20 protein-coding genes are annotated in these 24,284 nt (G+C 68.7%); 15 read left to right on the forward strand and 5 right to left on the reverse strand.

What is annotated here, in order from left to right; translation table 11 throughout:
* Positions 1–117: 117 nt before the first annotated feature.
* The 10 genes from HQ308_RS15170 to secA all read left to right on the forward strand — a co-directional run bounded on the left by HQ308_RS15170 (position 118) and on the right by secA (position 14,265).
* Positions 118–1,545, forward strand: coding sequence for an amino acid permease (locus HQ308_RS15170; RefSeq protein ID WP_222628507.1), 1,428 nt, complete (start codon positions 118–120; stop codon positions 1,543–1,545).
* A 155-nt stretch (positions 1,546–1,700) separates the two neighbouring features.
* Positions 1,701–2,861 (forward strand): alkane 1-monooxygenase, encoded by a 1,161-nt coding sequence (locus HQ308_RS15175; RefSeq protein WP_222647021.1) that lies wholly within the window; start codon positions 1,701–1,703, stop codon positions 2,859–2,861.
* A gap of 114 nt (positions 2,862–2,975) precedes the next feature.
* Entirely contained in the window at positions 2,976–4,487 is a 1,512-nt protein-coding gene (gene ahcY, locus HQ308_RS15180) for an adenosylhomocysteinase (RefSeq protein ID WP_222647023.1), read from the forward strand.
* A gap of 40 nt (positions 4,488–4,527) precedes the next feature.
* Positions 4,528–5,211 (forward strand): dTMP kinase, encoded by a 684-nt coding sequence (locus tag HQ308_RS15185; RefSeq protein WP_222638677.1) that lies wholly within the window; start codon positions 4,528–4,530, stop codon positions 5,209–5,211.
* Positions 5,212–5,216: 5 nt separating this feature from the next.
* Positions 5,217–5,894, forward strand: a complete 678-nt coding sequence (gene mtrA, locus HQ308_RS15190) for an MtrAB system response regulator MtrA (RefSeq protein WP_027506869.1) — start codon at positions 5,217–5,219, stop codon at positions 5,892–5,894.
* A 28-nt stretch (positions 5,895–5,922) separates the two neighbouring features.
* Positions 5,923–7,608 carry an MtrAB system histidine kinase MtrB gene (mtrB, locus tag HQ308_RS15195; protein ID WP_027506868.1) on the forward strand — a complete coding sequence of 562 codons (1,686 nt, stop codon included), beginning with the start codon at positions 5,923–5,925 and terminating at the stop codon, positions 7,606–7,608.
* An 11-nt stretch (positions 7,609–7,619) separates the two neighbouring features.
* Complete coding sequence (gene lpqB / locus HQ308_RS15200) at positions 7,620–9,389, forward strand: MtrAB system accessory lipoprotein LpqB (protein ID WP_027506867.1); 1,770 nt, start codon at positions 7,620–7,622, stop codon at positions 9,387–9,389.
* Between the two features lie 42 nt (positions 9,390–9,431).
* Positions 9,432–10,100, forward strand: a complete 669-nt coding sequence (locus tag HQ308_RS15205) for a ComF family protein (RefSeq protein ID WP_056447788.1) — start codon at positions 9,432–9,434, stop codon at positions 10,098–10,100.
* A gap of 446 nt (positions 10,101–10,546) precedes the next feature.
* Positions 10,547–11,134 carry a ribosome hibernation-promoting factor, HPF/YfiA family gene (gene hpf / locus HQ308_RS15210; RefSeq protein WP_027506865.1) on the forward strand — a complete coding sequence of 196 codons (588 nt, stop codon included), beginning with the start codon at positions 10,547–10,549 and terminating at the stop codon, positions 11,132–11,134.
* Positions 11,135–11,352: 218 nt separating this feature from the next.
* Positions 11,353–14,265 (forward strand): preprotein translocase subunit SecA, encoded by a 2,913-nt coding sequence (secA, locus tag HQ308_RS15215; protein WP_027506864.1) that lies wholly within the window; start codon positions 11,353–11,355, stop codon positions 14,263–14,265.
* Positions 14,266–14,295: 30 nt separating this feature from the next.
* Here the strand turns inward: secA and HQ308_RS15220 are convergent, their stop codons facing one another.
* The gene (locus HQ308_RS15220; RefSeq protein ID WP_222647026.1) at positions 14,296–14,847 is read right to left on the reverse strand and encodes an Rv3235 family protein; all 552 of its coding nucleotides are present in this window, start codon (positions 14,845–14,847) and stop codon (positions 14,296–14,298) included.
* Positions 14,848–15,100: 253 nt separating this feature from the next.
* On the opposite strand from HQ308_RS15220, the gene HQ308_RS15225 reads away from it, so the two are divergent.
* From HQ308_RS15225 to HQ308_RS15245, 5 genes are all read left to right on the forward strand, one after another.
* The gene (locus tag HQ308_RS15225) at positions 15,101–16,525 is read left to right on the forward strand and encodes a wax ester/triacylglycerol synthase family O-acyltransferase (protein ID WP_222627115.1); all 1,425 of its coding nucleotides are present in this window, start codon (positions 15,101–15,103) and stop codon (positions 16,523–16,525) included.
* A 48-nt stretch (positions 16,526–16,573) separates the two neighbouring features.
* Positions 16,574–17,089, forward strand: a complete 516-nt coding sequence (locus HQ308_RS15230) for a hypothetical protein (protein WP_222647112.1) — start codon at positions 16,574–16,576, stop codon at positions 17,087–17,089.
* Between the two features lie 100 nt (positions 17,090–17,189).
* The gene (locus tag HQ308_RS15235; protein ID WP_027506861.1) at positions 17,190–18,305 is read left to right on the forward strand and encodes a ferredoxin reductase; all 1,116 of its coding nucleotides are present in this window, start codon (positions 17,190–17,192) and stop codon (positions 18,303–18,305) included.
* A gap of 143 nt (positions 18,306–18,448) precedes the next feature.
* On the forward strand, positions 18,449–19,714 hold the full coding sequence (locus HQ308_RS15240; protein ID WP_056447798.1) for a fatty acid desaturase: 1,266 nt from the start codon (positions 18,449–18,451) through the stop codon (positions 19,712–19,714).
* A gap of 79 nt (positions 19,715–19,793) precedes the next feature.
* Entirely contained in the window at positions 19,794–21,044 is a 1,251-nt protein-coding gene (locus HQ308_RS15245) for a fatty acid desaturase (RefSeq protein WP_027506859.1), read from the forward strand.
* 19 nt (positions 21,045–21,063) lie between these two features.
* On the opposite strand, the gene rsgA is transcribed toward HQ308_RS15245, so the two are convergent.
* From rsgA to HQ308_RS22660, 4 genes are read right to left on the reverse strand one after another with little or no spacing between them, the layout of a single operon-like run.
* Positions 21,064–22,041 (reverse strand): ribosome small subunit-dependent GTPase A, encoded by a 978-nt coding sequence (rsgA, locus tag HQ308_RS15250; RefSeq protein WP_155957112.1) that lies wholly within the window; start codon positions 22,039–22,041, stop codon positions 21,064–21,066.
* 8 nt (positions 22,042–22,049) lie between these two features.
* On the reverse strand, positions 22,050–23,336 hold the full coding sequence (gene aroA, locus HQ308_RS15255) for a 3-phosphoshikimate 1-carboxyvinyltransferase (protein ID WP_308115792.1): 1,287 nt from the start codon (positions 23,334–23,336) through the stop codon (positions 22,050–22,052).
* 2 nt (positions 23,337–23,338) lie between these two features.
* On the reverse strand, positions 23,339–23,848 hold the full coding sequence (locus HQ308_RS15260; RefSeq protein WP_222647028.1) for an aminoacyl-tRNA deacylase: 510 nt from the start codon (positions 23,846–23,848) through the stop codon (positions 23,339–23,341).
* A 26-nt stretch (positions 23,849–23,874) separates the two neighbouring features.
* Entirely contained in the window at positions 23,875–24,003 is a 129-nt protein-coding gene (locus tag HQ308_RS22660) for a hypothetical protein (RefSeq protein WP_261776164.1), read from the reverse strand.
* Positions 24,004–24,284: the final 281 nt, after the last annotated feature.

Consider the following 24,284-nt stretch of genomic DNA (forward strand, 5'->3'; position numbering starts at 1 on the left):
GGGCGGTCGACGGCCGCCCGGAGGACGTGAGGAGTTTCGACGGTGACCATCGACGGCAAGGACGCACCCGGTTCGCGCAACACCGGTCTGCGCAGAACGAAGTCCATCGAGCAGTCGATGCGCGACACGGACGAGCCGGACACGAAACTTCGCAAGAGCCTGTCATCGTGGGATCTCACCGTCTTCGGTGTCGCGGTCGCCGTGGGTGCGGGCATCTTCACCCTGACGGCGCGCACCGCCGGGAACGTCGCGGGCCCGTCCGTCTCGCTCGCTTTCGTGTTCGCCGCGATCGCGTGCGGACTCGCCGCGCTCTGCTACGCCGAGTTCGCCTCGACGGTGCCGGTCGCGGGCAGCGCGTACACGTTCTCGTACGCCACTTTCGGAGAGTTCGTCGCGTGGATCATCGGCTGGGACCTGATCCTGGAGTTCGCCCTCGCGTCGGCCGTCGTGGCGAAGGGCTGGTCCCTGTACCTCGGTGAGGTACTCGGGACGTCGTCGCCCGTGGTGTCCATCGGCGGACTCGACGTCGACTGGGGTGCCCTGGTCATCGTCGCGGTGCTCACCGTCCTGCTCGCGACGGGTGTGAAGATCTCCTCGCGCGTCTCCCTCGTCATCACCGCGATCAAGGTGGGCGTCGTGCTGCTCATCGTCGTGGTCGGAGCGTTCTACATCAAAGCGGCGAACTACTCGCCCTACATCCCGCCCGCCGTCCCCGCCGAGAAGGAGTCGGGCCTCACCCAGTCGCTGTTCTCCTTCGTCACCGGCGCCGAGGGCAGCAACTTCGGCTGGTACGGACTCCTGGCCGCCGCGAGTCTCGTGTTCTTCGCGTTCATCGGCTTCGACGTGGTGGCCACCACGGCCGAGGAGGCGTCCGATCCGCAGAAGGCCCTGCCGCGCGGAATCCTGGGCTCGCTCCTGATCGTCACGATCCTGTACGTCGCGGTCACCCTGGTGCTGACCGGAATGGTGAAGTACACCGAACTCGGTGGCGAGGGCGCGACCCTGGCCACGGCGTTCGAACTGAACGGCATCACCTGGGCGTCGAAGGTGATCTCCTTCGGTGCGCTGGCCGGACTCACGACCGTGGTCATGGTGCTCATGCTGGGACAGTCGCGCGTGCTTTTCGCCATGTCGCGCGACGGTCTGATGCCGCGCCGTCTCGCGAAGACGGGGAGCCGTGGCACCCCGGTGCGCATCACCGTGCTCGTCGGCATCGTGGTCGGCCTTCTCGCGGCGTTCTTCCCCATCGGGACGCTCGAGGAGATGGTCAACATCGGCACCCTGTTCGCCTTCGTCCTGGTCTCCATCGGTGTCGTCGTCCTGCGTCGAACCCGTCCCGACCTGAAGCGCGGCTTCCGCGTCCCCCTGGTTCCGCTGGTGCCGATCCTCGCCGTGCTGGCCTGCGTGTGGCTGATGCTGAACCTGTCGGTGGAGACGTGGTTGCGGTTCGTCGTCTGGATGGCGCTCGGAGTCGTGGTGTACTTCGGCTACAGCCGCCGCCACTCGGTGCTCGGAGCCCGGCAACATGCGGACGACACCCACTAGTCACCATATTTCGCGCCGATAACGGACCGATCTCACCATTCGGATCGTCGGACCGTCGCGCTACTTGCTCTACACTCGAATTCGAGACCGGAAGTTTGTTTCTGCGGTGGGCACGAGTCCGCCACGGAGTCCACTCGATGTCGAGGAGTTGACGTATGGCGCGGCGGTGGCACGACCCGAAGAAGCTGCTCTGGCTACTGGGGATGCTGGCGCCCGCCTCGGCACTGCTGCCGTCCCAACTGGTTCTGCACACGGGGGTGTCAGCCTTCTGGTGGAGCGGCGCGATGCTGTTCTTCCTGGTCATCCCCGTGGTCGACGCGCTGGCGGGGGAGGACGGCAACAATCCGTCCGACGCGCAGGTGCAGGACCTGCAGCACGACCGTTTCTACCGGTGGTGCACGTTCCTGTTCCTTCCGGTGCAGTACGCGGGGCTCGGTGTCGCGTGCTACCTCGTCACCTTCGGCACCCTGTCCGCCGTCGACAAGATCGGGTACGCCGTCAGTGTCGGTCTCGTCGCCGGCATCGGGATCAACGCGGCGCACGAGCTCGGCCATCGGGTGGAGAGCACCGAGCGCTGGCTGGCCAAGATCGCTCTGGCGCAGAGCCTGTACGGCCATTTCCACGTCGAACACAACCGCGGACACCACGCGCGTGTCGCGACACCCGCCGATCCGGCCAGCGCGCGCATGGGCGAATCCCTCTACCGGTTCCTGTCCCGCAGTGTCAGCGGCGGCCTCGTGTCCTCCTGGGAGCTGGAGAAGCAGCGTCTCGAGCGCAAGGGCAGCGGCGTGTGGACGATCCGCAACAACGTGCTCAACGCGTGGGCGATGTCCGCTGCACTCCTCGGTGTCCTGGTCGCCGTCTTCGGCGTCGGCATCCTGCCGTTCCTCGTGCTCCAGGCGGTGGTCGGCGTGATGACCCTCGAGTCCGTCAACTACATCGAGCACTACGGGCTGCTCCGGGGACGGACACCCACGGGCCGGTACGAGCGGTGCGCGCCGCGGCACAGCTGGAACAGCGATCGGATCGTCACCAACATCTTCCTGTACCACCTGCAGCGGCACAGCGACCATCATGCGAACCCGGGCCGCCGGTTCCAGACGTTGCGCACCTTCGACGAGGCGCCGCAACTGCCGGCCGGCTACGCGACGATGGTCGTCCTCGCGGCCGTCCCGCCCCTGTGGCGTCGCGTGATGGACCCCAGGGTCGTCGCGCACTACGACGGCGACGTCACCCGCGCGAACCTGCAGCCGAGCGCCCGCGCTCGACTGGAACGGCGCTGGGCGACCGTTCCCGAACGCGCCGCCGCTGCCTGACCCGTCGGCGCGAGACGACGGAACCGGACACGTCGTGGCCCCGACCCACCCGCGGGCAGCCGTGAGCCGATAGCCTGGAAGCCGATCATCAGCCGACAGGAGTGGCATCACACAATGACGACATCGACATCCCCCGACATTTCGAGCACCGAGGCGCTGCAGGCGGACATCCGCGGTGGCATCGAGTTCAAGGTCGCGGATCTCTCGCTGGCTGAGTACGGCCGCAAGGAGATCGGCCTCGCGGAGCACGAGATGCCCGGCCTCATGTCCCTGCGTCGCGAGTACGCCGACGTGCAGCCGCTGAAGGGTGCACGGATCTCCGGGTCGCTGCACATGACGGTCCAGACCGCCGTCCTGATCGAGACGCTGGTCTCGCTCGGAGCCGAGGTGCGGTGGGCATCGTGCAACATCTTCTCCACCCAGGATCACGCCGCCTCCGCGATCGTCGTCGGACCCCACGGCACGCCCGAGGATCCGCAGGGAATCCCGGTGTTCGCCTGGAAGGGCGAATCGCTGGCCGAGTACTGGTGGGCCGCCGAGAAGATGCTGACCTGGCCGGTCGCCGAGGACGGCACTCCCCGCCACGCCAACATGATCCTCGACGACGGCGGAGACGCCACGATGCTGGTGCTGCGCGGTGCGCAGTTCGAGAAGGCCGGCGTCGTGCCGCCCGTCGACGAGGACCGCGACTCCGACGAGTACAAGGTCTTCCTCGGACTGCTCCGCGAGTCGCTCGCGCAGGACGCCACCAAGTGGACGAGCATCGCCGAGTCGGTCAAGGGTGTCACCGAGGAGACCACCACCGGCGTGCTGCGCCTGTACCAGTTCGCCGCGGCCGGCGAGCTGACCTTCCCAGCGATCAACGTCAACGACTCGGTCACCAAGAGCAAGTTCGACAACACCTACGGCACCCGCCACTCGCTGATCGACGGCATCAACCGCGGCACCGACGTGCTGATCGGTGGCAAGAAGGTCCTGATCTGCGGCTACGGCGACGTGGGCAAGGGCAGTGCCGAGTCGTTGGCCGGCCAGGGCGCGCGCGTCCAGGTCACCGAGGTCGACCCGATCAACGCGCTCCAGGCGCTCATGGACGGGTTCGACGTCGTCACGGTGGACGAGGCGATCGGCAAGGCCGACATCGTCATCACCGCGACGGGCAACAAGGACATCATCACGCTCGACCACATGCGGTCGATGAAGGACAAGGCCATCCTCGGCAACATCGGCCACTTCGACAACGAGATCGACATGGCCGGTCTCGAGCGGTCCGGTTCGACACGCATCAACATCAAGCCGCAGGTCGATCAGTGGATCTTCTCCAGCGGCAAGTCGATCGTCGTCCTCTCGGAGGGTCGTCTGCTGAACCTCGGCAACGCCACCGGTCACCCGTCGTTCGTCATGAGCAACAGCTTCTCGAACCAGGTCATCGCGCAGATCGAGCTGTGGACGAAGCCCGACGAGTACGACAACGAGGTCTACCGCCTGCCGAAGCACCTCGACGAGAAGGTCGCCAAGATCCACGTCGAGGCTCTCGGTGGCACGCTGACCAAGCTCAGCAAGGAGCAGGCCGAGTACATCGGTGTCGACGTCGAGGGCCCGTACAAGCCCGAGCACTACCGGTACTGACACTCGGTCCCGTAGGCCTCGACAGGCAGGAGTGGAGTCGATGGGCACTCTCATCGCGATCGAGGGCGTCGACGGAGCAGGCAAGTTCACGCTCTCGTCCCGCCTCACGCACGCGTGGGAGGCCGCCGGGGTGGACGCCGTCCGCGTCGGCTTCCCCCGCTACGGGGAGTCGATCCACGCCGACCTGGCCGCCGAGGCGCTGGCCGGTGAGCACGGCGATCTCGCCGCCGGGGTGAACTCGATGGCAGTGCTGTTCGCCCTCGATCGTGCCGGTGCGGTGTCCGACCTCCGTCGGATGCTGCACCGGCACGACGTCGTTCTGCTCGATCGCTACGTCGCGTCCAACGCGGCGTACTCCGCCGCGCGGGTCCACCAGGACGCGGACGGTGCGATGGTCGAGTGGGTGCGCGCGCTCGAGTTCGATCGTCTCGTCCTGCCGCGTCCCTCCGCCCAGATCCTCCTCGACGTTCCGGTCGAGGTCGCGGAGCATCGCGCGCGTGGTCGGGAGCAGGAGGATCCGTCGCGGGCCCGCGACGCGTACGAGCGCGACGGTGGTCTCCAGGCCCGTACCGCGGCGGTCTACGCGGGACTCGCGGCCTCGTCGTGGATGTCGCCGTGGTTCGTCGTGAACGGCGCGCAGGCGGACGGTGAGCAGGTCGACGTGACGAGACTCGCCGCCGAACTTCTCAATCAGACTGCGGAGTACGACGGGATGACACGATAGTCGTCATGAAGCCACGAATTCTGGTCGTCGACGACGATACGGCTCTTGCCGAGATGCTCACCATCGTGTTGCGCGGTGAGGGATTCGAGCCGTTCGTGGTGGGAGACGGCACCCAGGCGCTGTCCGCCGTCCGGGAGAACCGACCGGATCTGGTGCTGCTCGACCTGATGCTCCCCGGTATGAACGGCATCGACGTCTGCCGCGTGCTGCGGGCGGACTCCGGTGTGCCGATCGTGATGCTCACCGCCAAGACCGACACGGTCGACGTCGTGCTGGGACTCGAGTCCGGCGCCGACGACTACATCATGAAGCCCTTCAAGCCGAAGGAGCTCGTGGCCCGCGTCCGCGCGCGCTTGCGACGCACCGAGGAGGAGCCGGCCGAGCTCCTGTCGATCGGCGACGTCGTCATCGATGTTCCGGCGCACAAGGTCACCCGCGACGGCTCGCTCATCTCGCTGACGCCGCTCGAGTTCGACCTGTTGGTGGCGCTGGCCCGCAAGCCTCGTCAGGTCTTCACCCGCGAGGTGCTGCTCGAACAGGTGTGGGGATACCGGCACGCCGCCGACACCCGCCTCGTGAACGTGCACGTCCAGCGACTGCGCGCCAAGGTGGAGACGGATCCGGAGAACCCCGAGGTGGTTCTCACCGTGCGCGGTGTCGGGTACAAGGCCGGCCCGCCGTGATCGGAGCCGATCGACTGCGGGACGGTCGGTGATCTTCACGTCCCGCTCCCGTCGACGCATCAACGGAACCTTCTCGCCTCTGGTGCGATGGTCCCGGTCCATGTGGGCTGCCGCCGGTCACGCGTGGCGTCGGTCGCTGCAGTTGCGCGTCGTCGTGTCGACGCTGACGCTCTCCCTCATCGTCATCACGATCCTCGGCGTCGTGCTCACGAGTCAGATCACGGATCGACTTCTCGACACCAAGATCGACGCCGCCACGAAGGAGCTCGATCGCGCGCGTGCGTCCGTCGAGAGCCAGTTGGCGGGCGACGACTCGACGTCGATCTCGAACCGTCTGGAGCTCGCTCGGTCCGGTCTGACGAGCCGGGACACCGAGAGCGGCGCGGACAGCACGTCCGCCGGCACGTTCGACCCCGTGCTCATCGTTCCCGGCGACGGAGCCCGCGACGAGCTGTTCACCGGTCCCGCCGACCAGATCCCGCAGACGTTGCGCTCGTTCGTCCAGGCCGGCCAGGTGAGCTACCAGTACGCGACCGTGTCGGAACCGGACGGCTACTCGGGTCCGGCCCTCATCGTCGGCAGTCCCACCGCGTCGGACCTCTCCACCCTCGAGCTGTACCTGGTGTTCCCCCTCGCGGGAGAGGACCGCAGCCTCGCCCTCGTCCGCGGAACCCTGCTCATCGGCGGTGCGGTCCTGCTGGTGCTGCTCGCGGCCATCTCGATGCTGGTCGCCCGGCAGGTGGTGGTCCCCATCAGATCGGCGTCGCGCATCGCGGTGCGCTTCGCGGACGGCCGGCTCAAGGAACGGATGCCGGTGCGCGGCGAGGACGACATCGCCCGGCTCGCCATGTCGTTCAACGAGATGGCCGAGAGCCTGTCGAAGCAGATCACCCAGCTCGAGGAGTTCGGAAACCTGCAGCGCCAGTTCACGTCCGACGTCTCGCACGAGCTGCGGACGCCGCTCACCACCGTCCGCATGGCCGCCGAGCTCATCCACGACGCCAGTGAGAGTCTCGATCCGCTGCTCAAGCGCTCGTCCGAGTTGCTGGTCGCCGAGCTGGACCGTTTCGAGACACTGCTCAACGATCTGCTCGAGATCTCCCGCCACGACGCGGGCGTCGCCGAACTGGCGTCCGAGCAACTCGATCTCCGTATGTGCGCCCGCGCCGCGGTGTCCACCGTGCGGCACCTCGCCCGCGAGACGGGCACCGAGCTGATCGTCGACATGCCCGACGAGCCGGTCAACGCCGAGGTGGATCCGCGCCGTGTCGAACGCGTGCTGCGCAACCTGTTGGCGAACGCTCTCGACCACGGGGAGGGCAAGCCCGTCCTGCTGCGCCTGCGCGCGGACGACGACGCCGCCGCCTTCGTCGTGCGGGACCAGGGTGTGGGACTGCGCCCCGGTGAGGAGAAGCTCGTGTTCAACCGCTTCTGGCGGTCGGATCCGTCCCGCGTCCGACGTTCGGGCGGTACGGGCCTGGGGCTCGCCATCAGTCTCGAGGACGCCCGCCTGCACGACGGCAAGCTCGAGGCCTGGGGCGAACCGGGCCAGGGCGCCTGGTTCCGCTTCACGCTGCCGCGCGTGCGTGGTCGCAAGGTCGTGTCCAGCCCCCTGCCGCTGCGACCCGCGGGCCGCAGGTACGCACAGGGACAGCCGCTTCCGGCGGCGCGCCCGACGAGTGTCGGCGCCACGGCGGGGGAGCAGCGACCGTGAGAGACCGCACCGTGCCGCGGCGACGAGCCGCCCTCGTGGCGTGCGTGGCCGCGCTCGCGCTCGTCGCGTCCGGATGCGCGTCGTTGCCCGCGTCGTCTGCGCCGCAGGCCATCGGCACCGTCGCGCGCGGGCCCGTCGAGCAGGAACTCCCCGTTCCCGCCGCGGGTCGTGAACCCAATCTTCTCGTCCGCGACTTCGTCAAGGCCAGCACCGATCCGGCGGACGACCACGCGGGTGCACGTCAGTTCCTGACGGCGAACGCCGCCTCGGAGTGGAACGACGGCGCCAGCGCGATCGTCGTGGACAAGGTGGACGTCCTCGAGGACTCCCGGTCGAGTGACGCCGCGCAGTACACGATCCGAGCCAACCGGGTGGGGCAGCTCGATCAGGGTGGGCAGTACCGCGCCGAGCAGGGATCGTTCGAGACCCAGGTGACGCTGGCCCGCGAGGACGGCGAGTGGCGGATCGACGAGCTGCCGTCCGGAGTCGTCATGGACCGCACCCAGTTCCTCACCTCGTACCAGCGCAAGTCGCTGTACTTCGTCGATCCCACCGGCACCGAACTGGTGCCCGATCAGCGTTGGGTGAACACCACGCAGGACCGGATGACAGAGACCCTGACGGCACTGCTGCAGGCGGGTCCGCGACTGTCGCTGGAGCCGGCGGTGCGCAACGTGTTCAACGGTGTCACCACGGCCGGTCCAATCACGAAAGCCGACGGGCGTACCTCGGCCGTCGGCATCGGTCTCGGCGGTGTCCGCATCGACTTCCGGGGCGCCGGTGCGCTGGACCGCGCGACCCGCGAACTACTTGCCGCGCAGATCATCTGGACACTGGCCGAGGCCGAGGTGTCGGGTCCCTACGTCCTGCTCTCGGACGGCGCGCCGTTGGACCCGAACTATCCGGACGGCTGGACCACCGCCGAGGTCGCAGAATTCGATCCGTTGGCGGTGACGGGTGCCGACGTGGGCCTGCACGCACTGCGCAACGGCGGGCTCGTCCGCATCGGAACCGACGGCGTGACACCGGTTCCCGGCTACTTCGGCACCGTCAACAACATGCGGTCCATCTCGTTGTCCAGCGACGGAACGCTCGTGGCGGCCGTGTCGGACACCGGTCGTGCGGCGCCGCAGCCGCCCGACGCGCTGCTCATCGGCTCCTACGGCGGCAACGCCTTCCCGGTCGCGGAGGGTGGCTCGATCACCCGGCCCACCTGGGGTCCCGACCGCGACGCCGTGTGGGCCGTCGTGGACGGCACCGTGGTCAAGCGCGCCGTCCGCGACCCGGCCACCGGACAGGTGTCGGTGGTGGACGTCGATTCCGCCGACATCGCCGAGCTCGGCGGCCAGATCACCGAACTGCGGCTCTCCCGCGACGGGGTGCGAGCGGCTCTCATCGTGGACGGCGCCGTCTACGTGGCGGTGGTGGTGCGGCGCGCCGACGGCACTTACGCACTCCGCGAGCCCGAGGCGGTGGCCAACGGTCTGGCGAGCGCGGCGCTGTCCCTGGACTGGAGCACCGGTGACACGGTGGTCGTGGCCCGAGCGGCGACCGACATCCCGATCGTGCAGGTGGCCGTCGACGGCTCACGTCTCGACGGGTTGCCCAGCCGCAACCTCACCGCTCCTGTCGTGTCCGTCGACGCCTCCGCGTCGAGCACCTACGTGGCCGATTCGCGCGCCGTGTTCCAGATCGACGACAGCGACCCGGCGAGTGACCGCTACTGGCGCGAGGTGCCCGGCCTGACCGGCACGAAGTCCGTGCCCGTCCTACCGGGCTGACGAGCGGCGAACTCTGTCGGAGCCCCGCGACACAGTGTCCCGGTGCCGACGACCCTGCTGGACCTCATCCTGCCCCGCGAGTGCGGCGGCTGCGCCCGTGTCGACGCCTCGTGGTGCCCCGCCTGCGCCTGCGCGCTCGACGCGGCGCCGGGGTCGGTGCGGCCGCGTGTCGATCCCGGGGTGCCGTGCTGGGCGCTCGGCCCGTACGCCGGCCCGCACCGTGCGTCGATCCTGGCGATGAAGGAACGCGGTCGACGGGATCTCGCGGCACCGCTCGGGGTCGCCCTCGCCGCCGCCGTGACGCGCCTGCGCGACGCCGGGGAGATCGATCCACCCGAGCTGTCGCCCCTCGTGCTGGTTCCGGCCCCGTCCCGACGCCGCGCGGCACGGGCGCGCGGTGGTGATCCGATCCTGCGTACCTGCCGCCGTGTCGCGCGGGTGCTCGCGCCGGAGGACGTGCGCGTCGTGTCGGTGCTGCGGGTGGACGCGCAGGTGCGTGACTCCGTCGGTCTCACCGCCGACGAGCGTGCGGACAACCTGCGGGGGCGGGTCCGTGTCCGGAGCGGGGGCATCGCCGCGATCGGTCGCGGACCGGTGCTGCTCGTCGACGACGTGGTGACCACCGGAACCACCGCCGCGGAGTCGGTGGCGGCACTGCGACGGTCCGGTGTCGGTGTCGACGCGGTGCTCGTTCTCGCCGCCGTGCGCTGACGTCGCAGTGCCTGTCCCGGTGCCGGAATGGGAGCCTGAAAAGGTCCCGTGAATATCCCGTGAACAGTGGCAGACCATCCGGGGAGCGACTACGGTCAGGGCCACGATCGATCCTCGCTACCGGGTCTGGAGGTGATGCCTCACCACCGAAGGCGCCGGGCGGTCCGCGCTCCGGTGTCACCGTTCTTCCGCTGCGCCAGAAGCGATCTCGGCGCGGCCTCTATCGGGAGGTACGTATGACGACAACGTCACCAGTGACGACTGCACACACGAGCACCCACCGGGTGCACGCGCATCCCCGCGAAGCTCACGCCCATGGTCCGGAGCAGAACGACTCCACCGCCCTCGACTCGACCGACGCCACTGCGGATTCCGTCTACTTCGACGATGCACCCAGTGCCGTCCCGGCCGACGACAACTCGAGCGCCGAACCCGCCGCCGAGGTCGTGGTCAAGGGTCGCAACGTCGAGATACCCGACCACTTCCGCCTGTACGTCTCCGAGAAGCTCGCTCGACTCGAGCGCTTCGATCCCACCATCCATCTGTTCGACGTCGAGCTGTTCCACGAACGCAACCGTCGTCAGTCCAAGAGTTGCCAGCGAGTCGAGATCACCGTGCGGGGCAAGGGCCCCGTCGCGCGTGCCGAGGCCTGCGCGGACAGTTTCTACGCCGCCCTCGAGTCGGCGACCACCAAGCTCGAGAGCCGACTCCGACGGACGAAGGACCGCCGCAAGGTCCACTACGGGGAGAAGCGGCCCGTGTCGGTGGCCGAGGCGACCGCCGCGCTCGTCGAGGAGGCCGTCACTGCCCCCGTCGAGGAGGCGCCCGCCGTCGACGACCACGCCACCGAGGGCCCGGGCACCGTGGTGCGCGTCAAGGAACACCCGGCCGTGCCGATGACCGTCGACGACGCCCTGTACGAGATGGAGCTCGTGGGCCACGACTTCTTCCTGTTCCACGACAAGGAGTCCGACCGGCCGTCGGTCGTCTATCGCCGCCACGCGTTCGACTACGGACTGCTGCGTCTGTCCTGACGCTCGCACCGCCGCGCCGACCACATCGGGCGTCCGCTCCGGCGGGCGCCCGGTGTCGTGCGCGGAACATCCGGTGTGCCTCACAGCGCGCTGTCAGGCTCGACGCCTACGATGGTTCCGCCGGGAGACCGACGAGGTCTCTTCGCATCGAACTGCGCCCCCCGTGTGGACGGGCTCGGTTCACGCCCCACGTACCCGATATTGAGGACGAATAGCCCGTGCCGACGTTGTCGTTGTCCAAGTTGCTCCGTGTCGGTGAAGGTCGCATGGTCAAGCGGCTGAAGCACATCGCCGACCACGTGTCGTCCCTGTCGCCGGACGTCGAGTCCCTGTCGGACGCCGAACTGCGTGCGAAGACCGACGAGTTCACGAAGCGGCACCAGGACGGCGAGAGCCTCGACGAACTGCTGCCCGAGGCGTTCGCGGTCGCCCGCGAGGCGTCCAAGCGGGTGCTGTCCCAGCGCCACTTCGACGTCCAGGTCATGGGCGGTGCCGCGCTGCACTTCGGCAACGTCGCCGAGATGAAGACCGGTGAGGGCAAGACCCTCACCTGCGTCCTCCCGGCGTACCTCAACGCGCTGTCCGGTGACGGCGTCCACGTCGTCACGGTCAACGACTACCTGGCCAAGCGTGACTCGGAGTGGATGGGCCGCGTTCACCGCTTCCTCGGACTGAGCGTGGACGTGATCCTCTCGGGCATGACGCCCGCCGAGCGGCGTGCCGCCTACGCGGCCGACATCACGTACGGCACCAACAACGAGTTCGGTTTCGACTACCTCCGCGACAACATGACGCACTCGCTGGACGACCTGGTCCAGCGCGGACACAACTTCGCCGTGGTGGACGAGGTGGACTCGATCCTCATCGACGAGGCCCGTACCCCGCTGATCATCTCGGGCCCCGCGGACGCGTCGTCGAAGTGGTACCCCGAGTTCGCCCGCATCGCCCCCATGATGAAGAAGGACGTCCACTACGAGGTGGACATCAAGAAGCGCACGGTGGGTGTGCACGAGGCGGGCGTCGAGTTCGTCGAGGACCAGCTCGGCATCGACAACCTGTACGAGGCCGCCAACTCGCCGCTGGTGAGCTACCTGAACAACGCCATCAAGGCGAAGGAGCTCTACCAGCGCGACAAGGACTACATCGTCCGAGACGGCGACGTCATCATCGTCGACGAGTTCACCGGCCGCATCCTGGTGGGGCGCCGCTACAACGAGGGCATGCACCAGGCCATCGAGGCCAAGGAGAAGGTGGAGATCAAGGCCGAGAACCAGACCCTCGCCACGATCACGCTGCAGAACTACTTCCGTCTGTACGACAAGCTCTCCGGCATGACCGGTACCGCCGAGACCGAGGCGGCCGAGCTGCACCAGACGTACTCGCTCGGTGTCATCCCCATTCCCACCAACCGCCCGATGGTGCGTGTGGACAACGGCGACCTCATCTACAAGAGCGAGGAAGCCAAGTTCAGTGCCGTCGTCGACGACGTCGTCGAGCGGCACGAGAAGGGTCAGCCGGTTCTGATCGGTACCACCAGTGTCGAGCGCTCGGAGTACCTGTCCAAGCAGTTCACCAAGCGCGGTGTCGCGCACAACGTGCTCAACGCCAAGTTCCACGAGCAGGAGGCGACCATCATCGCCGAGGCCGGCCGGTCCGGCGCGGTGACGGTGGCCACCAACATGGCGGGTCGAGGAACCGACGTGGTGCTCGGCGGCAACCCGGACATCATCGCGGACCTCGCGCTGCGCGGGCAGGGGCTCGATCCCGTCGAGTCGCCGGAGGAGTACGAGGCGGCGTGGGAGCCCACGCTGGAGAAGGTCAAGGACCAGGTCCGCGAGGACGCGGACAAGGTCCGCGACGCGGGCGGTCTCTACGTCCTCGGTACCGAGCGGCACGACTCGCGCCGTATCGACAACCAGTTGCGAGGACGCTCGGGTCGTCAGGGCGACCCGGGGGAGAGCCGGTTCTACCTGTCGCTCGGCGACGAGCTGATGCGCCGATTCAACGGTGCCGCTCTCGAGTCGATCATGACGCGACTCAACCTCCCGGACGACGTCCCGATCGAGGCCAAGATGGTCTCCAAGGCCATCAAGAGCGCGCAGACGCAGGTCGAGCAGCAGAACTTCGAGATCCGCAAGAACGTCCTGAAGTACGACGAGGTGATGAACCAGCAGCGCACCGTCATCTACGAGGAGCGTCGCCGCATCCTCCGCGGAGAGGACATGGAGGGCCAGGTCGAGCAGATGATCACCGACGTGGTCACCGCGTACGTCGACGGCGCCACCTCGGAGGGCTACGTCGAGGACTGGGACCTCGAACAGCTGTGGACCGCGCTGAAGACGCTCTACCCGGTGGGCGTGCAGCACACCGACCTCGCAGCGGAGAACGAGTTCGGCGAGAAGGGCGACCTGTCGCGGGACGACCTGCGCGAGGCGCTGCTCGAGGACGCCCGCGCGGCCTACGCCACGCGTGAGGCGGAGATCAACGAGATCGCGGGCGAGGGCGGTATGCGCGAGCTCGAACGACGGGTGCTGCTGTCCGTGCTCGACCGCAAGTGGCGTGAGCACCTCTACGAGATGGACTACCTCAAGGAGGGCATCGGTCTGCGCGCGATGGCGCAGCGCGATCCCCTCGTCGAGTACCAGCGCGAGGGCTACGACATGTTCACCGGCATGCTCGACGGGTTGAAGGAGGAGTCCGTCGGGTTCCTCTTCAACCTGCAGGTCGAGGCGGCGGCGCCGAGCCCCGCGGCCTCCGCGGGCCTGCAGGTGGGCGCGGGACTGCAGTCGCCCGTCGCAGCCCGACCGGCGCCGGCAGCGCAGGCCGCCCCCGCAGCGCAGGCCGCCCCCGCCGCGCCGGCGCAGCGTAGACCCGAACCCACTGCGGAATCGGCGCCCGAACCGCGGCCCGCCGCACCTGCTGCGCTGCGCGCCAAGGGGCTGGACGACGAGTCGACCGGTCGCCTGACGTATTCCGGTCCCGACGAGACGGGCGGCACCTCGGTCCGCCGCGCCGGGTCGGGGTCGCCGACGGGCGAGTCGAGCTCCGGCACCCGACGCGAGCGCCGCGAGGCGGCTCGGGCCGGGGTCAAGCCGGTCAAGCGCGCACCGAAGGCCAAGCGGCGCAAGTGATCTGCTCGTCCGGGGGCGGCGACCGCCGCCTCAGGACAGGCGCAGGCTCGTGAGCACCCAGGCCGGACCGGTGGTGTTGCGCCGTGCCGTCAGTCGTGCCGCGACGGCGAACACGCGGTCACCACGCGAGTAGGTGCCGAAGACCTCGACGTCGCCGTGCCCGGCGCCATCGGGCACCCGACCGGCGGCGCGCACGTGCACGGTCCGGACGACGGCGACACCGAGTGTTCGGCCCGGCACGGCCGCCGTCGACAGGGCTGTCGCCATTCCGACCATGGCCGGTGACAGCACCGCGCGCAGGGACGCCGCGGGTCGGCGACGGTCCACCACCTCGAGTGTCAGACGCAGGACGCGATCGGCGACGTGCCGCGCCGCGGCGGCGGTGCGCGCGTCGGCCTCCGACGGTCCGACGACGGGCCGGGTCGGTCGCGAGGTCGATCGTCCCGAGTGCGGGCCGGGGCGCGGCGACGAGAGTGCTCGGCCCGCGGACCGGGTCGTCGGGCGTGCACGCGTGGGAGTCGCGCCGACCTCGGGTGGCTCGGATCTCGGCAACCGCGCCACGTGAACGACCTCCGATGTCATGCGTTCCCCTCCATGCTCGTACCTGTGCGGCCACGGCCGGTGTGCGGCGAGTGTTGCACGCACGGACGCGGTTCCGGCCCGTCGAGGCAGACGCGGGGCGTCGTCACACCGCAGCCCGTCAGGGTCGGTGAATTCCGACGAGGACGACGGGGAACCGACACGGCGCGGACCACGAGGACGATCGTGAGCGTGGTCGGTCTCATCTGTCGTGCGAGACTGGGACCCGTCACACTCGACCGAGGGGATTCGCGCGTTGGCCACCAGACTCACCACTCAGGACGCGTCCTTCTACTTCCTGGAGGCCAGTACGACTCCCATGCACGTGGGGTCGCTCGCCATCTTCCGGCTCCCGCGCGGGGGCTTCAGTTACGACGAACTGCTCACCCTCGTCGAGAGCCGGCTCGCTCTCGTTCCGCGCTATCGCCAGAAGGTGCGCGAGGTGGCCTTCGGCCTGGCTCGCCCCGTGTGGGTCGACGACCGCGACTTCGACATCACGTACCACATCCGGCGTTCCGCGCTGCCCAAGCCGGGATCCACCGAACAGCTGCACGACCTGGTCGCGCGACTCACCTCACGCCCTCTCGATCGCACGCGTCCGCTGTGGGAGATGTACCTGGTCGAGGGTCTGGCACGGAACCGGTTCGCGATCTTCACCAAGTCGCACTCGTCGATCGTGGACGGCGACAAGGCGCTCGAGATCAGTCAGGTCATCCTGGACGCCACCAAGGCTCCGACTCCGATGGCCGAGGAACTGTGGATGCCCGCGCGGGAACCGTCGGAGAAGGCGCTCGTCGCCCGGGCGCTCGCCGAGATGGTGTCGCGGCCGGGGGAGGGCGTGGAGGCGGTGCGCGGAGCCGTCGGTGACGTCACCCGCGCCGCCGGCGAGGCGGTACGCGCCGTGGGCAAGTTCGCGGCGGTGGTCCGCACCGCGGCGCAGACGGCACCGACGAGTCCACTGAACACGACCATCTCCCGCAACCGCCGGTACTCGGTGGCCAAGACCGATCTCGACGACTACCGGATGGTGCGGTCGAAGTTCGGGGGGACGGTCAACGACGTCGTGCTCACGGTCGTGTCCGGTGCTCTGCGGAACTGGTTGCTCTCGCGCGGTGAGCCCATCGGCCCGTACACGACGGTGCGCGCGATGGTGCCCCTGTCGGTGCACGCGGCCGCCACGGGGACGGGCGACGAGGGCGACGTGCCGCCCAACGAGGTCGAGTCCTTCCTCATCGATCTGCCCGTGGGCGAACCGAACGCCGTGGTGCGGTTGTCCCACGTGTCGCACGCGACGGAGGCTCACCTGGGACAGAGTCGCGGTGTGACGGCGTCGACCCTCATCACGCTGTCCGGGTTCGCGCCGGCCACGCTGCACGCGATGGGTGCGCGCGTCGGGTCGAGCCTGTCGCAGCGCATGTTCAACATCATCGTCACCAACGCCCCCGGCCCCCAGTTCCCGCTCTACGCGGGCGGTGCACGCATGCTCGAGATGTATCCGGTGCCGCCGCTCGTGCGCAATCAGGCGCTCAGCATCGGCCTGACGTCGTACGACGGCAACGTCTACTACGGTGTGAACGCGGACCGGGCAGCGATGCCGGACATCGACGTGATCACCACGTTGCTGCACGAGGCACTCGAGGAACTGGTCGACGCGGCGCGCGACGACAAGAACGTCCGCTGACGACGGTGAGGGAATGAGGCGCAGGTGAGGGTGTTCGTTCCGGCGACCATGCGGATGTTGCAGACACTGGTGGACGAGGGTCAGTTCTCGCCGATCAGTCGGACGGCCTTCGCCGTGACACCGACGTTGCGGGAGGCGTACGTCGCCGGTGACGACGACGAGTTGGCCGACGTCGCGCTGCGGGAGGCCGCGCGGGCGTCGCTGCGCCTGATCGGCGGTGAGCCGGAACTCGACTCCGACGATGACGGGGACGCCGACGAGGTCGCCGACGCCACTCCGAGTTTCCGCCGCGTCGTCATCGCCGCCGACGTCGATCCGGTGACCCTGCGTCCCGATCTCGACGACGCCGTGGTCCGCCTGCCGGCGCCGCTCTCCCTGACGGAGGTGGCGGCGGTCCACGTCGATCTCGCGGCGGCCGAGTCCGCCGTGAGCGCCGCTGTCGCCGCGGTGGACGCGGCCGACCTGGGGGATCCCGACGCCGAGTTCGTGCTGGGCGACGTCGAGGATCACGAACTCGCCTGGTACGCACCGCAGGAGATACCGTTTCTCCTGGAACTGCTCTGACACCGGAACTGCTCTGACACCGGAACCGCTCCGACACCGCCCTGTTTCGTCGCAGTCGTCGACTGCGTCCGTGGTGGCCGCTCGACCGAGGAGATGTGACATGGGAATCAAGGACTGGCTCGAAGCCCCGGCCGCGAGTGTGTCGTCCCCGCGGCGGCCGTCGCTGAACGTGGTGCGCGGTGCGTTCGCGCGCATCACCACGCCGTTGATTCCCGACGACTACCTGCACCTGGCAAATCCACTGTGGTCCGCGCGCGAGTTGCGCGGCCGCATCGTGCGGATCGAGAAGGTGACCGGCGACGCCGCGACCATCGTCATCAAGCCCGGATGGGGCTTCGACTTCGACTACCGGCCGGGGCAGTACATCGGCATCGGCCTCCACGTCGACGGTCGGTGGCACTGGCGGTCGTACTCCCTGACGTCGCCGCCCGACTGGAAGGACAAGCAGATCTCCATCGCCGTCAAGGCGATGCCGGAAGGGTTCCTGTCCTCGCATCTCGTCGGCGGTGTGCCGTCGGGCACGATCGTGCGGCTCGCCGCGCCGAAGGGGAACTTCGCCCTTCCGGAGCCGCCGCCCGCCAAGATCCTGTTCGTCACGGCCGGCAGCGGCATCACACCGGTGATCGGCATGCTGCGCAGTCTCGACTCGCGCGGCCACATGCCCGACGTGGTGCACGTGCACTCGGCTCCCACGGCGGACGACGTGATGTTCGCCTCGGAGTTGGCGGCGCTCGACGCGAAGTACGACTCGGTCGTGTCCCACGTGCAGCACACCCGCTCGGACGGCAAGTTCGATCTGGGCTCGCTCGACGAGCACTACCCGGACTGGCGCGAGCGTCAGACGTGGGCGTGCGGTCCGGCGGCGATGCTCGACGACATCGAGAGGGTGTGGCGGGAGGCAGGCATCTCGGAGAACCTGCACACCGAGCGTTTCGAGATCGTGCGCACCGGCGCGCCGAGCGACGGCGGCACGGTCACGTTCTCCGTCTCCGACCGCACGGTGGCGGTGGACGGCGCCACCACGTTGTTGGAGGCCGGTGAGAAGGCGGGTGTGCGAATGCCTTTCGGCTGCCGCATGGGTATCTGCCAGACGTGCGTGGTGCCGTTGACCGACGGTCACGTCCGAGATCTGCGCTCGGGCAAGGAGCATGCGCACGGCGAGCGGATCCAGACGTGCATCTCCGCGGCTGCCGGGGACTGCACGCTCGAACTCTGACTCCGTCGGCCCCGGGTCGCGCCGCAGGGGTGATCGCACACACACCCTGCGCACAGGCTCGTCCGCTATTCTCGGAAAGGCCTGCCCGCCGATACCGAATCGGTGCGAGGAACGGCATACCGCGATCCGGGGAGTAGACCAGCATGGCCATCACGGACATCTTGGAGTTCGCACATCTGACCGACGAGGACATCGAGTCCCTCGGTCGTGAACTCGATGCCATCCGTCGGGACGTCGAGGACACCCGAGGACGCAAGGACGCGGAGTACATCCGCCGCACCATCGCGCTGCAGCGCGCGCTCGAGGTCGGCGGGCGGCTCGCGATCATGGGTTCCCGCTGGCGCTCGGCCGCGCTGGTGGGCGCAGGTCTGCTGGCGGCCAGCAAGATCATCGAGAACATGGAGTTGGGCCACAACGTCTCTCACGGTCAGTGGGACTGGATGAACGATCCGGAGATCCACTCCACCTCGTGGGAGTGGGACCAGACCGGTCCGTCCGCGCACTGGAAGCGTGCGCACAACTACTCGCATCACACGTACACCAACATCGTCGGCATGGACCACGACGTGGGCTTCGGGATCCTCCGGATGACCCGCGACGAGAAGTGGCGGCCACGCAACCTGGTGCAGCCCCTGGGCAACCTGGTGCTGGCACTGACGTTCGAGTGGGGCATCGCTCTGCACGACCTGGACGCGGCGAAGCTCGAGGCCGGTGTTCCCGCGACGCAGCTGCTATCGGAGCCTAACAAGGAGTTCGCTCGGAAGGTCGCGTCGCAGGTCGGCAAGGATTTCGTGCTCTTCCCGCTGCTCGCGGGTCCGGCGTGGCGTCGTGCACTCGGGGCGAACCTCACCGCCAACGTGGTGCGGAACTTGTGGGCGTACGCCGTGATCTTCTGCGGTCACTTCCCGGACGGCGCCGAGAAGTTCACGATGGGCCAGTTCGAGACGGAGACCCACGAGGAGTGGTACCTCCGGCAGATGCTCGGCAGCGCCAACTTCACGGCCGGCCCCACGATGGCGTTCATGAGCGGCAACCTCTGCTACCAGATCGAGCATCACCTGTTCCCGGACCTGCCGAGCAACCGGTACGCCGAGGTGGCCGTCCGGGTGCGCGCCCTGTGCGACAAGTACGACCTGCCGTACACCACCGGCAACCTGGCGACCCAGTACTGGAAGGCGCTGCGCACCATCTTCAAGCTGTCGCTGCCCGACCAGCTGCTTCGTCGCACGTCGGACGATGCGCCGGAGACCAGTTCGGAGCGCCGTTTCCAGAGCTCCGGTTCCTCCGTCGTGGACCGGGTGCGGTTCGATCCGGTCACCGGTCGCAAGCGCGGACTGCGGTCGGCCCTGCACGAGGCGCGGCTCGAGGCGCGTCAGGCAGTGAAGCGGGTCACAGATACGACGGCGTAACCTACGGGTGCGTAACTTCCGGTAGAGTAACCACGGTCAGGCCCACACGGGCATCGACCACCTGCCGAGGAGTGACCACATGGCGATTTCCGACGTCAAGGAATATGCCCACCTCACCGAGGCCGACGTCGAGGCGCTGGGCCATGAACTCGACGCGTTGCGTCGGGAGATCGAAGAGTCGCGCGGCGAGAAGGATGCGCGGTACATCCGCAACACCATCCGTTTCCAGCGCTCCCTCGAGGCCCTCGGCCGCACCACGATGCTCGCCAGCAACCACCGCGCCGCGTGGTGGGCCGGTAGCGCGATGCTCGGTGTCTCGAAGATCGTCGAGAACATGGAGCTCGGCCACAACGTCATGCACGGCCAGTGGGACTGGATGAACGACCCGGAGATCCATTCCACCTCGTGGGAATGGGACAACACCGGTCCGTCCGAGCACTGGAAGCAGACCCACAACTACATCCATCACAAGTACACCAACGTGCTGGGCATGGACGACGACGTGGGCTACGGCCTCATCCGCGTCACGCGTGACCGCAAGTGGGTCCCGTTCAATGCCGGCAACCTCGTGTACAACACGCTGCTGATGCTCCTGTTCGAGTACGGCGTGGCGGTACAGCATCTCGAGCTGGGCAAGGCCGTGAAAGGCCGTGTGCCCAAGGAGGAGACGCGACGCAAGCTGAAGGAGGTCGGCGACAAGGTCGGCCGCCAGATGCTGAAGGACTATGCGATCACGCCGGCCATCACGTCGCTGTCGCCCGCCGCGTCCTACCGGAAGACGTTGACCGCCAACATCATGGCGAACGTCATCCGTAACATCTGGACGAACGCCGTCATCTTCTGCGGTCACTTCCCGGACGGTGCGGAGAAGTTCACGCGCCACGACCTCCAGGACGAGACGCAGGGGCAGTGGTACCTCCGACAGATGTTGGGCAGCGCCAACTTCCACGCCGGACCGACCCTCGCCTTCATGTCGGGCAACCTCTGCTACCAGATCGAGCACCACGTGTTCCCCGATCTGCCGAGCAACCGGCTCGCCGCGATCAGTGTGCGGGTCCGCGAACTGTGCGAGAAGTACGACCTGCCGTACACCACAGGGCCTTTCCTCGCCCAGTACGGCAAGTCCTGGCGCACCATCGCGAAGCTGTCGCTCCCCGACAAGTACCTCAAGGCCACGGCGGACGACGCACCGGAGACGGCATCCGAGCGCAAGTTCGGGGGCAACGTCACCTCGACGGTCGACCCGGTGACCGGACGTCGTTCCGGTCTGCTGAGCGCGATCAAGCAGGGTAAGGGCGGCACGGGACTGCGAAAGCTGCTCTCGCGCTGATCGATCGGTCGGAGCTCCGTCAGTAGGAGTCGTTCGACATCACGGCCACCAACAGCAGGCGAACCGCGGCGACGCGGTTCGCCTGCTGTCCTGTCAGGGTGTCCAGAGCGCACTCCGGGTCGGCCGGCGGCCCGAGGTGTGTGCAGCCGCGCGGGCAGTCCTCGATGGTGACGGCGAGGTCCGAGAACGCCGCGACGACATCCTCCGGCGAGATGTGGGCCAGCCCGAAGGACCGGATACCGGGAGTGTCGATGACCCAGCCTCCACCCGGAAGATGCAGCGACACCGACTGAGTCGACGTGTGCCGTCCCTTGCCGACGCCGGAGACGATGCCGACGGCGCGATGTGCTTCCGGCACCAGCCGGTTCACCAGGGTCGACTTGCCCACCCCCGAGTGGCCGATCAGCGCGGACGACTTCCCGGTGATCATCGCCAGGAGCTCGTCCAGCGGACGGTCCCGGCCCACCAGCACCACCGGCACGTCGAGGTCGGCGAAGACGGCGGCGAACTCGTCGGACGACGCCAAGTCGTCCTTCGTCAGACACAGCACGGGTCGGAGACCACCCACGAACGCTGCCACCATCGCGCGCTCGACGAAGCCCGAGCGGGGTGGCGGGTCGGCCAACGCCACCACGATCAGCAGCTGGTCCGCGTTGGCCACCACGACACGCTCGTACGGATCCGTGTCGTCGGCGGTGCGCCGCAGAACCGTTCGTCGTTCGTCCACGCGGACGATGCGGGCCAGGGCGTCGACGCGTCCCGAGACGTCGCCGACGATGCCCACCGCGTCACCGACGACGATCGGGGTCCGGCCCAGCTCGCGCGCTCGCATGGCGACCACGAGGCGCTCGGGATCGTTGTCGATCACGCAGCCCCACCGGCCGCGATCCACCGACACCACCATCGCGTCCGAGGCGTCGGCGTGGGTGGGCCGCGTCTTCGTTCGTGGGCGCGTGCCCTTGCCCGGCCGGACGCGGACGTCCGACTCGTCGTACACCCGCCGGATCAGCGTGCACCACCTCCGGCCAGCATGGCGCTCCAGAGGGTCGCGAACCCCGGCAGCGTCTTGGCGGTGGAGTCGATGTCGTCGACCTCGACGCTCGGGACGACCAGACCGATCACGGCGCCCGCCGTGGCCATGCGATGGTCGGCGTACGCCCGCCAGGGTCCGCCGTGCAGCGGCGCCGGCTCGATGATCAGGCCGTCCTCGGTCTCCTCGACACCGCAGCCCAGAGCACCGAGTTCCGCCGTGAGTGCGGCGAGCCGATCCGTCTCGTGCCCGCGCAGATGGGCGATCCCGCGCAGGCGCGAGGGGGACCCGGCCAGGGCCGCCATCGCCGCGACCGTGGGGGTCAGCTCGCCGATGTCGTGCAGGTCCACGTCGACGCCCTCGAGCTTCTCGGGCCCCCGCGCCGTGAGCGACTCGGCAGTGAGCAACACCTCGGCCCCCATCGACGTGAGGATGTCGCGGAACGCGTCACCGGGCTGCGTCGTCCGGGCAGGCCACCGGGGCACGGTCACCTCACCGCCCGTGACGGCCGCCGCGGCGAGGAACGGGGTCGCGTTGGACAGGTCCGGTTCCACGACACGGTCTACCGGAGCCACGGCGCCGGGATGCACGCGCCACCGGTTCGGAACGCCCGAGTCCTTGGGAGTCTCCACCTCGATCCCGCTCTCGCGCAGCATCTCCACCGTCATGTCGATGTGAGGCATCGACGGCACCGGGGGACCGACGTGCTCGACGACGAGGCCCTCGTCGAACCGCGCCGCCGAGAGCAGGAGCCCCGACACGAACTGGGACGACCCGGACGCGTCCAGTCGGACCGTGCCCCCGCGGACCCGGCCCGTGCCGTCGACGACGAACGGCAACCGGTCCCCGCTCACGGGAACACCGAGGGCGCGGAGCGCGTCGAGAATGGTCTGCTGCGGGCGCGAGCGGGCGTGCTCGTCGCCGTCGAAGCGCGAGCGACCGGTGGCCAGCGCGGCCACGGGGGGAACGAAGCGCATGACGGTGCCGGCCAGCCCGCAGTCCACGTCGCCGCCGCGGCCGGGTCCGGGGGTGACCCGCACCGTCGTCCCGTCGTCGTCGGGGGACTGCACGACAGCACCCAGGGTGCGCAGCGCATCGATCATCAGATCGGTGTCACGGCTGCGCAGAGCACCGGTCACCGTCGACGGTCCGTGCGCGAGCGCCGCGAGGATCAGGGCGCGATTGGTGATCGACTTCGACCCCGGGAGGTCGACGGTCGCACGGACGGGCTGCGGGGCGAGGGGCGCGATCCAGGACGTCACGGTCACAGTCTCTCACTGGCGGACGCGCGTCGGATGTCCGCGACGGTCGCGGCGGTGGCCCGCACGAGATCCTGTGCGGAGAGTTCGATCTCCAGACCGCGCCGACCGCCGCTGCAGAAGAGGGTCGAGTGCCCGAGTGCCGACGTGTCGACGACCGTGGGCAGGGGCGTGCGCTGACCGACCGGGGAGACGCCCCCCAGGACGTAGCCCGTCGACCGGCACACGGCTGCGGGATCGGCCATCGACACCTTGCTCGCCCCGAGGGCGGCGGCGACGGACTTCAGGGCGAGCATGTCCGGCACGGGAAGAACCGCGACCGCCAACGAGGAGCCCGTCGACACGACCAGGGTCTTGAACACCCGATCCGCCGACACACCGAGGCCGGCGGACAGTGCGTCGACCGCCTCGTCGCCGTACTGCTCGGTGCCGCGGTCGTGCTCGTAGGTGTGGACGGTGAACTCGATTCCGAGCCGCGTCAGCATCGTCGTCGCGGGAGTAGCCGATCCGGCCATGGCGTCGTGGTCCCTTCCCACCGTGATCACCCGCCCCGCGAGTACGTCGAGAACGTCGTGATCGGCTGCTGGTACACGACATTCTGGCCGTACTCGCGGAGACGGTCCGGCAGCGGGGGGAACACGACGGCGGCCACGGCTGTTGCACGCAGCATCAGGACGGCGCGCACTGTGCGCCGCCGCTCGACGGAGGAGGGCGTGTGAACGTCGTTGCACCGGAGCGCTCCGGAGCCGAGGGGCTCTCGGCGACGCTGACGAATGTGGTGGTGATCCCATCGGTAAAGTGGAGTCCGGACGACCACGGTGAGCTCACCGGTTCCCGGACGTCCGAGGTCGACACCTCGGAGGACGGGGCGGTCGCCGCGGGGCACACGAGAGGGGCCAGCGTGACGGATCAGCCACAGACCGAGACCGGCACCACGACGGGCGCCGTCGA

Source organism: Rhodococcus sp. BP-241, assembly GCF_019836145.1.
In the GTDB taxonomy this organism is placed as follows: domain Bacteria; phylum Actinomycetota; class Actinomycetes; order Mycobacteriales; family Mycobacteriaceae; genus Rhodococcoides.